This is a genomic window from Myroides odoratimimus (assembly GCF_004337635.1).
Classification (GTDB): Bacteria; Bacteroidota; Bacteroidia; order Flavobacteriales; family Flavobacteriaceae; genus Flavobacterium; species Flavobacterium odoratimimum.
Map to the genome: position 1 here is coordinate 1,005,924 of NZ_CP037427.1, position 13,202 is coordinate 1,019,125.

Annotated in this window: 9 protein-coding genes, 2 tRNA genes and 3 rRNA genes; 2 read left to right on the forward strand and 12 right to left on the reverse strand. The window is 35.5% G+C overall.

The genetic code is table 11. From position 1 onward, the window contains the following. Window positions 1–106: 106 nt before the first annotated feature. From E0Z07_RS04680 to E0Z07_RS04710, 7 genes are all read right to left on the reverse strand, one after another. Window positions 107–1,066, reverse strand: coding sequence for a hypothetical protein (locus E0Z07_RS04680; RefSeq protein ID WP_131540332.1), 960 nt, complete (start codon window positions 1,064–1,066; stop codon window positions 107–109). A 169-nt stretch (window positions 1,067–1,235) separates the two neighbouring features. Then, entirely contained in the window at window positions 1,236–2,444 is a 1,209-nt protein-coding gene (locus tag E0Z07_RS04685; RefSeq protein WP_131540333.1) for a hypothetical protein, read from the reverse strand. A 97-nt stretch (window positions 2,445–2,541) separates the two neighbouring features. Then, window positions 2,542–2,943 (reverse strand): hypothetical protein, encoded by a 402-nt coding sequence (locus E0Z07_RS04690; RefSeq protein WP_131540334.1) that lies wholly within the window; start codon window positions 2,941–2,943, stop codon window positions 2,542–2,544. A 3-nt stretch (window positions 2,944–2,946) separates the two neighbouring features. Further along, entirely contained in the window at window positions 2,947–3,243 is a 297-nt protein-coding gene (locus E0Z07_RS04695) for a helix-turn-helix domain-containing protein (RefSeq protein WP_131540335.1), read from the reverse strand. A gap of 85 nt (window positions 3,244–3,328) precedes the next feature. Then, the gene (locus E0Z07_RS04700; protein WP_131540336.1) at window positions 3,329–4,198 is read right to left on the reverse strand and encodes a hypothetical protein; all 870 of its coding nucleotides are present in this window, start codon (window positions 4,196–4,198) and stop codon (window positions 3,329–3,331) included. Between the two features lie 3 nt (window positions 4,199–4,201). Continuing rightward, window positions 4,202–5,503 carry a site-specific integrase gene (locus E0Z07_RS04705; RefSeq protein ID WP_131540337.1) on the reverse strand — a complete coding sequence of 434 codons (1,302 nt, stop codon included), beginning with the start codon at window positions 5,501–5,503 and terminating at the stop codon, window positions 4,202–4,204. A 279-nt stretch (window positions 5,504–5,782) separates the two neighbouring features. Next, on the reverse strand, window positions 5,783–6,277 hold the full coding sequence (locus E0Z07_RS04710; protein ID WP_006259933.1) for a DinB family protein: 495 nt from the start codon (window positions 6,275–6,277) through the stop codon (window positions 5,783–5,785). Between the two features lie 215 nt (window positions 6,278–6,492). On the opposite strand from E0Z07_RS04710, the gene E0Z07_RS04715 reads away from it, so the two are divergent. Next, window positions 6,493–7,365 (forward strand): cupin-like domain-containing protein, encoded by an 873-nt coding sequence (locus tag E0Z07_RS04715; protein WP_006259934.1) that lies wholly within the window; start codon window positions 6,493–6,495, stop codon window positions 7,363–7,365. 19 nt (window positions 7,366–7,384) lie between these two features. After that, window positions 7,385–7,849 carry a regulatory protein RecX gene (locus E0Z07_RS04720; RefSeq protein ID WP_006259935.1) on the forward strand — a complete coding sequence of 155 codons (465 nt, stop codon included), beginning with the start codon at window positions 7,385–7,387 and terminating at the stop codon, window positions 7,847–7,849. A gap of 158 nt (window positions 7,850–8,007) precedes the next feature. On the opposite strand, the gene rrf is transcribed toward E0Z07_RS04720, so the two are convergent. From rrf to E0Z07_RS04745, 5 genes are all read right to left on the reverse strand, one after another. Continuing rightward, a 5S ribosomal RNA gene (gene rrf / locus E0Z07_RS04725) occupies window positions 8,008–8,117 on the reverse strand. Between the two features lie 105 nt (window positions 8,118–8,222). Continuing rightward, window positions 8,223–11,107: ribosomal RNA gene (locus tag E0Z07_RS04730) — 23S ribosomal RNA — on the reverse strand. A 151-nt stretch (window positions 11,108–11,258) separates the two neighbouring features. After that, window positions 11,259–11,332: transfer RNA gene (locus E0Z07_RS04735), tRNA-Ala, on the reverse strand. A gap of 91 nt (window positions 11,333–11,423) precedes the next feature. Beyond that, window positions 11,424–11,497: transfer RNA gene (locus E0Z07_RS04740), tRNA-Ile, on the reverse strand. Window positions 11,498–11,575: 78 nt separating this feature from the next. Next, a 16S ribosomal RNA gene (locus E0Z07_RS04745) occupies window positions 11,576–13,093 on the reverse strand. The 16S, 23S and 5S rRNA genes sit together here with 2 tRNA genes alongside, the layout of an rRNA operon. Window positions 13,094–13,202 lie beyond the last annotated feature (109 nt).

The following is a 13,202-nucleotide window of genomic DNA, read 5'->3' on the forward strand; positions in this document are numbered from 1 at the left end:
TTGCGTTTTAGTCAACCATTAGTCAACATCTTTCTATTTATATGTATATTGACAACTATGACATATAAAAAAAAGAGTGCCTTCGCACTCCTTACTTTATCTCTTTTTATTGCATTGCTGTTAAAATCCCTTTATCAAAGTATAAATAATTATCAGAATAAACCCATTGCTCAGAACTTTTATTCGCAGTAATAGTCTTATTAATATATTGTGGTTTGCCCCATGATACTTCGCACATTTCTTTTGTCATTCCAATAGAAACTTTACCATCAACAATTTTTGCCCATTTTTCACTGCCGAACTTCTTTTTATATAATTCTGCTTGTTCATAGTTGAATACAAAATCATTGTTTCTAGCAGTATTAACTTCTAACAAAATCTGTTCTTTACTTGTATTCTCTAAAACCAATGAGATATTAGAATCACGTTCATCAATTGATACATCAATACAAGTCCATACACCACCACTTGAAAAATTCTTTATAGGATTACCCGATTTAATATCAATAATAGAACTAGTAGGGGATTCCCAATTTTTACCTCTTAAAACAAACTTATTACCTATATTATCATTTTTAATCTTTAAAAAATACTTTACAGTAATAAAAGGAAAAGAAAAATCATTATCACTATTATATAAATAATAAACAACATCTTTACTTTCTCTCTCTTCTAATTTCAAAAAAAATTTATTCTTATAAAAAGAAAATTTTAAAGATTCAGGGTGCTCTAATACATCTAAAACTAGAAAATACTTGCCTTGTAAATCATTATAACTTGTGCTATAAAAATTGTCAACTTTATAAATATTCGATTTATCATTAAGTCTTCTATGATTATAATCTAAATAAAATCCTTCATACCCCGAAGACCGTAAATAATCTTTTTTACCCTTCACATATAATTCTTCCCCTATATATTTACGAACATCTTTTCCTAAAAAATTAACAGAACCATCATAAGGACTTTCATCTGGAATCTCAACTTTTTGAGGGATTTTAGTAGTTGTAATTTGTCCATAAGAAGGAATCAAAAATAACAATGTAAATAATAATAGTACTCTCATAATCTTAATTTTAAATCAAAAGTATCAAAATAAATACAGACTCAAAATAAAAATGCCTTATAAACAAGCAATTAAGAATAAAAATTAAGAAAAATTGCGAATCTATACTATTACAGATAAATCATACTAAAAACCATTACGCGCGCGCGTAGTTGTTTGGTACAATTATTCAAACCTCTAAATCTTGAATCAAATTGTACTGTTTATTAGTATAATAATCCATATTTCTAAGTTTTACATTGTTTGCCTTATTTCTAATATTGTGTGCTATCTCTTTGATTTGCAAAACAAAAGAATCATTTATTCTATTACTACTTAGATACTTATTCTTTATACTATTGAATAGTACTATATTATTCTCATAATAATACTTTAATCCTGTGTGGGATAACAATTTACTTGACTCTTTCTGCATTGAAATATCTAACCCAGTTATTAAACACTTTTTATTATTAACTACCTTATTTGACACTATATATAAATAGTCATTTTGGGTAGTTATCTTAATTAATAAATCCACTTTACAACCTATTAAAATACTTACTTCGTTCTGAACCTTATTAGAATACTTGTTCGTAAATTCTCTTAATTGATTTTTATGATATTTATAGTTTTCATTTGTGCCTTGTATAAGACCATTCCAATAATTAAGACTGTCATACCTTTCAACCTTTAATCTTACATTTTCCTTTAAATGGTCAATTTGGGCAGTAAAATCATAGAATAGAATATTATCCCATTCATTGTGAAGTACACTTTTAAACTCTGTAAAAACTTCTCTTTTAAGATCTGATAAAGAATAAATACCGATACTGTGTAATTTTTCCATTTTTCGATATTTAATCTCGAATCGTAACAAGTTATCAGGTACATCTGAAAACCTTTTTTTAAAGTGTTTTGTTTTATTATATAGTTTTATAAAGTACTGTGAGTGCATTACCTGTTTATAATTGCCATCAACACTATTATACTTTACTTCAAATGGTACCTTTCTATGTAAAATAGAATGATTTATAATTTTATCCACTTCATAAGGCACAACAACATTAACCCCTACCTCTAAACATCTTAACCGACAATCCTGTGCATTAATATTAAATTGACAACTTAGAAACTGAATAGTACTCAAAAGGTTATCAATATGAAAATCATTGTAATTGTGTTGCCCATCATTAAATAACTTATGTAAACTACCACTTATAAAAATATTACCTGAATTATGGATTTCAAACTTCATATTTTTATAATAGGCAACTTTATAACACGATAGTATTTCGCCTGTAATAGTATTTACTTTCTCTGTAAAATTTAAGTACTCGTTACACTCTAAAATTGATTGATATTTAGAAGGTAACATCACTTTGATAAAATCAACCATTTTATGTACATTTGAATTAATGAAATTCTTACAATAATGCTGTAAGATTTTAAACTGAACAATTGAAAAGAGGTGTTTAAATGCACCTCTTTTTTAATTAATACTGTTCTATAATTCTGTTAAAAATGATTTGATTACAAGGATAGAAAGACCTATAAACGTCTATCATTAATTGATTATCGTTAAAAACGAAAACCAACAAACTACGTTTACCATTAAACACTCTGTCTCCAAAAAAAACATTTTGTTTAAACGTAGGTCTTAATCCTGTAACTTTTTCCGAAGTTGCCCAATTTGAAGTAGTACGCAATCGTAAGTATTTATCTATTCCCTTTGCTTGAGAAAAACCTCTAAAATCTTCAATTCTCAAAACCTCTGTAAGTAGATTAGTGACTTTAGTTGGTTGATTAATGATTTCGAAAACGTTATAACTCTTAACCGAATGTGTTAATAAATAGAAATGACTATAATAATCAGGTATTTTAAAAACTATGTCCATATACTAATCATTTAAAGGGATTAAACAATTATGTATATCACTACTTAAAAAGTAAACACGTGAACCTATGCCGTAAGGTTTTAATTTACCCGATTTACACCAATTATGTATAGTAGATAAATCTACTTTAAACAACTCTGCGACCTCTTGACGGGTTAAGTATTCATTAGGTTGTTTTGGTTTGAAATGCTGTAAAAAGGTATCAAGTTCCTTTTTAACTCCTCTTTGGATTTCCTCTTGCAATTGTTGAGGTGTAACAGAAATAAATTGAATCTGCTCATAAAAATTCACTTTGTTCATATATTCTTTTTTTAAATTATATGCCAAAGTAAATCATCAGTTTAGGGCGTTAAAACCCTAAAATCGGACTATTTACGACCTAAACTTATTCTTTAGATTTAAACGATTCTAATGTAGTTGAATAAAGACCATTCCTTTTAACACTTTTAACCTCATTCAATGTTTTTATCTTATCTATATCCAAATTATATTCCTGATTAATCCATTCCATAAAAGGAGTAGGTTTAGCATGAATAAATCCATCATCAAAAAGTTTTCTATACAGAAATGATATATCTGCATTTCTACCTCTACCATTTACAACAAAATTTTCAAATAAATACTTAAAAAAATTAAACCCTTGACCTTTAAAAATATGGTTAAACTGATATTCAAATGGTTTCTGTTCTGCTTCGTTTAAGAGATTAGGATTATAAGTGTTAAAATAATCAACCCTTATATCAGGATAATATTTCTCGACCAACCTCCAAATCAACTCAATATCTCTCAATAAATTACGAATATTTGTCCAAACACATAAATTCTGATTATATGCCTTGTTAAAATCTCCTATTTCATAATACTCCTGATACACTCTAATTTTTCTCTCTTCAACTCTAAGACAGATAAAACCTCCTTTAACCTGTGCAATCGCCCTATCACTTAAATTTCTCTTCCAGTCACTTGGCAATGAATTTTCTATTTCCTCGCTCTCCTTTAAATACTCTAGACTTTCATTTTCTATATATAATTCTATAATATCATTTGATAGTTTGTATATATTTTTGAGCAGTAATTTTTTCTCAATCCTTGTTGTAACTAAATAATCTTGAAAATCATTTACATTCAAAAACTTTACATCTACTTCATATATAGAATAATTGTAATGAAAATACTTATTTTCAATTTCACTTATGAAAATTTTTTTTATTTCTTGCAACTGAAAATCTAAAACAGTTAAACTAAACTCTCTCATAACCTAAACAATTTTCTTAACTACTTTTAGTTGAGGTTCAACATTACTATTCATTTTCTCAAAAAAGGTCATAAAAAGGTCTGCATTCGCATCTTTATCCTGTCTTTGATTAATATACTTTAAGAATATATTCTCTTGTGTATGCCCTGTTATCCCCATAATAATAGGTGTAGGCATTTTCTTATAAAAGTTAGTTGCAAATGAACGTCTAAAACTGTGTGACGTAATAAAATTGTATTTCGGTAATGACACTAATTCCTTTTGTTTAGTTTCTGAATTAGTAATATACCCCTCCACTACTTCATTAATCTTTGCTATCTCACAAACTTTAGATATATGAAAATTAATCTTATTAAGTGACACAGGTTCAGGAAAATCATTTTTTAAAATACTTAATACAAAGTCTTGTATTACACCGATAGTAACATTCTTACCTGTTTTTTGTTGTAACACATCAATATATACACCTTTTGCATTTTCTCTTATATTTTCAGGTGTAATACTTAAAAGATCGCCCCCTCTTTGCCCTACATAACACCCTATTAATATCCATTTTTGAACAGTTTTAAGGTGTTTTGTCGGCATTTGTGTATTATAAATCTGTAATAACTCATCAAATGAAAGTGTATGAATAAAACGGTCTTTGTCTTGCTGTCTGAAAGGTTGCAAAGTAGTTGAATGAATAGTAACATTAATATCATTCTTTTGAGCATCTAAACACACCGTTTTAATAAACTCGAATTGTTTACCTGAATAATTGACTGTGTATTTTTTGGTTTTAAGTAACCACGTTTTAAACTTTTCCGTAAAGGACTTATTAATATCTTTAAAGAGTATTTTTACTTTAGAATACTTTTCAAACTCCTCTATAATCTTTTTAAACGAACGATAATTTTTAATTGTACCCTCACTTAATCCTATTTTTCCCCCTCTTGTTTCTTTAGTGCTGGCATTATCAATCATATATTGAATATAATTTACAAATACATTTGTATCTGACTTATCAATACGATTAAAACAAGTGTTTATTTGATTTTCTAACCAATTACCATCAATAAGTACACCTTTTGCTAAATCATCGTTTAAAACCTCGTATAAATGCGTTTGAAGTTTATTTAAACTATTACGAAGTGTTTTACTTTCTGCATTCGTTTGTTTAGGCAAATTTGTCTTTTCACTCCATTGTTGAGCATTGATAACAAAACCTGTACTTTTTCTAACTACTACACCCCGACTGACAGAAACGCGAACGTGTATTTGTGCATTCTCTTTCTTACTTTGCAAAAAGAATCTAATTGTTGCCATAATAATTGATTTAAACTGAACACTCAAAAATAATCAATTATCATAAGTTAGTCAACATTTAGTCAACCATTAGTCAACATCTTTCAATTTTATTAGATTTACTTCAATAACAACAGAAAGACAAAAACGACACAATTAATTGAAAAACAACAAAATAACACTTAAAATCAAACATTTATAAAACCCACGTATTTACAAGGTATTTGTGTGGGTTCGATTCCCACTCCGGGCACAAAAAAAGCCTAACTCATTGAGTTAGGCTTTTTTAATTTATATAATTTATTTAACATCATCAGCTGAAGGTCCATACATTCCTGGAATAGCTACATCTAATAAACGCAAATAAACTGATAATTGTCCTCTATGGTGATAAATATGGTTATTTACAATAAATCGATTAGCTCCAACCTTTGGCATAGCAACGATTATATGATCTCCTGACTTTAACTTCCATTCAGACATCCACTTTTCCTCATCAAACATATTTAAAGCTGATATAACAGCCTTTTCATACTTGTCTAAAAGAACCAACAACTCTTCTGTAGTTTGTGCTTCTAAAGGCTTGTAATCTATTTGAAAATCCAAACTATCCTTTGTTAGGATATTCTCAGTCCAAATTGTTAATTCTACAATATGCTTTGCCAAATCACCTAAGTTCATAGACTTTTCATGAGGCTTCCAGCCCCATTTATCATTAGGTACACAAGCTACTATCTTCTTTGTACTATTTAACTCATGTCCTAACTCTAACAAATAACTCTTAGTTATACTCATAATTTTTATTTTAAATATACGACTATTACAAATAGATTTTACTGTACCAACTGTTAAATATGCAATCACTTACTATTAGTCGATAATAAATCAATTTGCTATCTCGAAGCTTATTTTACAAGCTACTAGCATTAAAAACCAATAATGATTTATTAAATTTGAGGTTACATAAATTTAATATGATAGTACTTAAAGAAAGACTAATGTAAAATAGCATGAAAAAATTACAACTTCAAGAAATAGAAAGGGTAAAATCTATCTCTGAAAAAGATTTTATTGAAAAATATTTTAAAAAACAGATTCCTGTTGTAATAGAAAACTTAACTGAAGATTGGCCTGCTTACAAAAAATGGCGTTTAAACTATATAAAGGAAATAGCAGGTGAAAAATTAGTACCACTTTATGATGATAGACCTGTTTCTCATAAAGATGGTTTTAATGAAGCACATGCAACAATGAAGATGGCTGATTATATAGATTTACTTAACAAAGAACCAACAAACTACAGAATCTTTCTTTATAATATAATGAAAGAAGTTCCTAGTCTTAAGAGTGATTTCAAATGGCCAAAACTAGGACTCCGTCTAGTAAAACAACTTCCAATGTTATTTTTTGGAGGAACAAATTCAAAAGTCTTCATGCATTTTGATATTGATTATTCTAATATATTACATTTCAATTTTAATGGAGAAAAGCAATGTATGCTATTTTCACCAGACCAAACAAAATATATGTATAAAATACCGCATGCATTAATATCCAGAGAAGACATTGATTTTGACAATCCTGATTTTGATAAATGGCCTGCTTTAAAATATGCAAAAGGATATATCTGTAATCTAAAACATGGAGAAATGCTTTATATGCCTGAAGGTTATTGGCACTATATGAAATACCTTACGCCAAGTATATCTATGAGTCTAAGAGCATTCCCTTCTAAATATAGTAACCTTGGAAAAGCAATCTATAATATTACTGTAATGAGATATTTTGATAACTTCATGAGAAGATTAAAAGGACAGGATTGGATTGATTATAAAAATAAAAAAGCTATAATCAATACTCATAAAAGCCTAGGAATAAAGTAAATTGAAAAAGAACAAAAATATGTCCTTAACACTAGAACAAGCAAAAAGTAAATTAGAACATTTTTGTGCTTATCAAGACAGATGTCATACTGAAGTTATATCCAAATTATACAATTTAAAAGTTTCCTCTGATCTACACGATGAAATACTAGTTTATTTAATTAACAATAAATTTCTAAACGAAGAACGCTTTGCTCGTAGTTTTGCAAGAGGTAAACATAGAATCAGTGGATGGGGAAAAAATAGAATACTTGGAGAACTTAAAATCAGAAAAATATCAGCTAACCTAATAAAAATAGCACTAACTGAAATAGATGATAATATGTACTTCGAAACCCTAAATAAACTAGCTGAACAACGTTGGCAATCATTAACAGATCAAGACATAAATAAAAAAACACAAAAACTAATTGGGTTCCTACATAGAAAAGGATATGAAATGGAATACATACTCGATAAAGTAAATGATCTTCAAAAAGAATAAAAGCCTATTAGGGCTCTTTTTTATAGTCTTAGAACAAGTTTTAAAAGTTGTTATAAACAACGATACTTTTTCCAGTAAAACGTTTATAAGTACAAAATACACCTACCTATATAAACAAAAAAATCCCCAACCTCATACGAGATTGGGGATTCTATAAAGAAAGGCGGCGACATACTCTCCCACTGGTTAGCAGTACCATCTGCGCTAGCGGGCTTAACTTCTCTGTTCGAAATGGATAGAGGTGAGCCCCGCTGCAATAACCACCTTAAATCGGTTGTTACTTTAACGTAACTAATATTTTTAACTATATTGATATTTTAAACTTAACTATACCTTAGAAAGTTGCCCTCCCCTTGAATTAACAAGGGGAGATTCACATAAGCTTACGGGTTATTAGTACTACTCGACTTTGACATTACTGTCTTTACATCTATAGCCTATCAACGTTGTAATCTCCAACGACCCTTTAAAGAAATCTCATCTTGTGGTGGGTTTCGCACTTATATGCTTTCAGCGCTTATCCCTTCCCAACGTAGCTACTCTGCGATGCCCCTGGCGAGACAACAGATGCACTAGAGGTTGGTCCAATTCGGTCCTCTCGTACTAGAATCAGATCCACTCAAATTTCTAACGCCCACAGTAGATAGAGACCGAACTGTCTCACGACGTTCTGAACCCAGCTCGCGTGCCACTTTAATGGGCGAACAGCCCAACCCTTGGGACCTTCTCCAGCCCCAGGATGTGACGAGCCGACATCGAGGTGCCAAACCCCCCCGTCGATATGAGCTCTTGGGGGAGATCAGCCTGTTATCCCCGGCGTACCTTTTATCCTTTGAGCGATGGCCCTTCCATGCGGAACCACCGGATCACTATGCTCTACTTTCGTACCTGTTCGACTTGTTAGTCTTTCAGTCAAGCTCCCTTATACCATTGCACTCTACGCACGGTTACCAAGCGTGCTGAGGGAACCTTTAGAAGCCTCCGTTACTCTTTTGGAGGCGACCACCCCAGTCAAACTACCCACCAAGCAATGTCCTCCTCAATAAGGGAGTTAGATCTCAAATAAGCAAAGGGTGGTATTTCAACAATGACTCCACAACGCCTAGCGACGCCATTTCACAGTCTCCCACCTATCCTACACATCACTTATCCAAGAACAATACTAAGCTATAGTAAAGGTGCACAGGGTCTTTTCGTCCCACTGCGGGTAATCGGCATCTTCACCGATACTACAATTTCACCGAGCTCATGGCTGAGACAGTGTCCAGATCGTTACACCATTCGTGCAGGTCGGAACTTACCCGACAAGGAATTTCGCTACCTTAGGACCGTTATAGTTACGGCCGCCGTTTACTGGGGCTTCAATTCAATGCTTCTCCGAAGATAACATCTCCTCTTAACCTTCCAGCACCGGGCAGGTGTCAGGCCCTATACGTCATCTTACGATTTTGCAGAGCCCTGTGTTTTTGATAAACAGTCGCCTGGACCTTTTCACTGCGGCCAGCTTGCGCTGGCGACCTTTCTCCCGAAGTTACAGGTCTATTTTGCCTAGTTCCTTAGCCATGAATCTCTCGAGCGCCTTAGGATACTCTCCTCGACTACCTGTGTCGGTTTACGGTACGGGTACTAATAATCTAAGTTTAGAAGCTTTTCTTGACAGCCCTTAGGCACACTATCTCGTTGTCCGAAGACTCAAAGTACTATCGCATTTCTCCAAGTCTGACGCATTTTACTATCAAACCTATAGGTACGTGCTTCAACGAACTATTCCGTCAGTTCGCGGTGCTTTCATCACTGTGTCACTCCATCACAATTATCAGTAGTACGGGAATATTAACCCGTTGGCCATCGACGTCCCCCTTCGGGTGTGCCTTAGGTCCCGACTAACCCTCAGCTGATTAGCATAGCTGAGGAAACCTTAGTCTTACGGCGGGGGTGTTTCTCGCACCCCTTATCGTTACTTATGCCTACATTTTCTTTTCTAAAAGCTCCAGCAATTCTCACAAATCACCTTCTGCGCCGTTAGAATGCTCCCCTACCACTCACGCAACTAAATGCGCAAATCCATAGCTTCGGTAGTATACTTATGCCCGATTATTATCCATGCTCGATCGCTCGACTAGTGAGCTGTTACGCACTCTTTAAATGAATGGCTGCTTCCAAGCCAACATCCTAGCTGTCTGGGCAATCAAACCGCGTTTTTTCAACTTAGCATACATTTGGGGACCTTAGCTGATGGTCTGGGTTCTTTCCCTCTCGGACATGGACCTTAGCACCCATGCCCTCACTGATGATTATCATTACTTAGCATTCGGAGTTTGTCAGGAATTGGTAGGCGGTGAAGCCCCCGCATCCAATCAGTAGCTCTACCTCTAAGTAACTATCGATCATCGCTGCACCTAAATGCATTTCGGGGAGTACGAGCTATTTCCGAGTTTGATTGGCCTTTCACCCCTACCCACAGGTCATCCGAAAACTTTTCAGCGTTAAACGGTTCGGTCCTCCATTTAGTGTTACCTAAACTTCAACCTGCCCATGGGTAGATCACACGGTTTCGCGTCTACCACTACTGACTTAAGCGCCCTATTAAGACTCGCTTTCGCTACGGATCCATGACTTAATCACTTATCCTTGCCAGCAACGGTAACTCGTAGGCTCATTATGCAAAAGGCACGCCGTCACTTCACGTAGAAGCTCCGACCGCTTGTAGGCGTATGGTTTCAGGATCTGTTTCACTCCGTTATTCACGGTTCTTTTCACCTTTCCCTCACGGTACTGGTTCACTATCGGTCTCTCAGGAGTATTTAGCCTTAGCGGATGGTCCCGCCAGTTTCAATCAAGGTTTCACGTGCCCCGACCTACTCAGGATACCACTATTCTTATCTTCTCTTACCAATACGGGACTATCACCCTCTTCGGTTTACCTTTCCAGGTAATTCTTATTAAATCCGCAAGAAATCTCGTGGTCCTACAACCCCAAAATTGCCGTAACAACTTTGGTTTGGGCTATTCCGCGTTCGCTCGCCACTACTTACGGAATCACTTTTGTTTTCTTCTCCTCCGCCTACTTAGATGTTTCAGTTCAGCGGGTTCGCCTCCTATACAGGATAGTATGTCTTCAACATACTGGGTTGCCCCATTCGGATATCTACGGATCAATTCGTGTGTGCCAATCCCCGTAGCTTTTCGCAGCTTATCACGTCCTTCTTCGCCTCTGAGAGCCTAGGCATTCCCCATACGCCCTTATTTTGCTTATGTGCTTACAATTCTTTCGAATCGTACTTTCTATATATTTCTATATCTTTTTTATTCTTTCTAACTGTTTTGTTAGTTAAGTTTTATCAATATGTCAATGAACTTGTGGCGAATCGCCACTGATAATTAAACCAGCTTTGATATTATGCCGTAGTGGAGAATATCGGAGTCGAACCGATGACCTCCTGCGTGCAAGGCAGGCGCTCTAGCCAGCTGAGCTAATCCCCCGTATCTAGTGTTTGGTTAACAGCTTACAGTTAACAGTAACTTTTGGGCGGTTAGTTTAACCTCTAGTATTTCCTTCAAATTAGTAAATTAGTAGTCCCGGGCAGACTCGAACTGCCGACCCCTACATTATCAGTGTAGTACTCTAACCAGCTGAGCTACGAGACTCTGTATTACTTAATTCTTATTCTTTTTTTGGTATTAACAGCGAGAGTAAAGTATCATACTTCTATAATTATTCTCTAGAAAGGAGGTGTTCCAGCCGCACCTTCCGGTACGGCTACCTTGTTACGACTTAGCCCTAGTTACTAGTTTTACCCTAGGCAGCTCCTTGCGGTCACCGACTTCAGGTACCCCCAGCTTCCATGGCTTGACGGGCGGTGTGTACAAGGCCCGGGAACGTATTCACCGGATCATGGCTGATATCCGATTACTAGCGATTCCAGCTTCATAGAGTCGAGTTGCAGACTCCAATCCGAACTGAGACAAGCTTTGGAGATTCGCATCCTGTTGCCAGGTAGCTGCTTTCTGTACTTGCCATTGTAGCACGTGTGTAGCCCAGGACGTAAGGGCCGTGATGATTTGACGTCATCCCCACCTTCCTCACGGTTTGCACCGGCAGTCTTGCTAGAGTCCCCGCCACTACGCGATGGTAACTAACAATAGGGGTTGCGCTCGTTATAGGACTTAACCTGACACCTCACGGCACGAGCTGACGACAACCATGCAGCACCTTGTAAATTGTCCGAAGAAAAATCTGTTTCCAAATCTGTCAATCTACATTTAAGCCCTGGTAAGGTTCCTCGCGTATCATCGAATTAAACCACATGCTCCACCGCTTGTGCGGGCCCCCGTCAATTCCTTTGAGTTTCATTCTTGCGAACGTACTCCCCAGGTGGGATACTTATCACTTTCGCTTAGCCACTCAGTCCGAAAACCGAACAGCTAGTATCCATCGTTTACGGCGTGGACTACCAGGGTATCTAATCCTGTTCGCTCCCCACGCTTTCGTTCATCAGCGTCAATAAATACGTAGTAACCTGCCTTCGCAATTGGTATTCCATGTAATATCTAAGCATTTCACCGCTACACTACATATTCTAGTTACTTCCATATTATTCAAGCTCTGCAGTATCAATGGCAGTGTCCTAGTTAAGCTAGGAAATTTCACCACTGACTTACAAAGCCGCCTACGAACCCTTTAAACCCAATAATTCCGGATAACGCTCGGATCCTCCGTATTACCGCGGCTGCTGGCACGGAGTTAGCCGATCCTTATTCTTACAGTACCGTCAAGTCCCTACTCGTAGGGAGGTTTCTTCCTGTACAAAAGCAGTTTACAATCCATAGGACCGTCATCCTGCACGCGGCATGGCTGGTTCAGAGTTGCCTCCATTGACCAATATTCCTCACTGCTGCCTCCCGTAGGAGTCTGGTCCGTGTCTCAGTACCAGTGTGGGGGATCTCCCTCTCAGGACCCCTAATCATCGTTGCCTTGGTATGCCGTTACCACACCAACTAGCTAATGATACGCATGCCCATCTTATACCGATAAATCTTTATTATCAATACGATGCCATATCGATAAACCATGGAGCATTAATCCGAATTTCTTCGGGCTATTCCCCTGTATAAGGTAGGTTGCATACGCGTTACTCACCCGTGCGCCGGTCTCAAAAAAGCAAGCTTCTTCTACCCCTCGACTTGCATGTGTTAGGCCTGCCGCTAGCGTTCATCCTGAGCCAGGATCAAACTCTTCATCGTATATTTTTAATTTCGTAAATTAAAAAAGTATAATTCCAAATCTTGCGATTTGCCTTACTCTCTTATTTGTATGCTGTCAATCCAATATGTTTATGAACGTTGTCTTCTT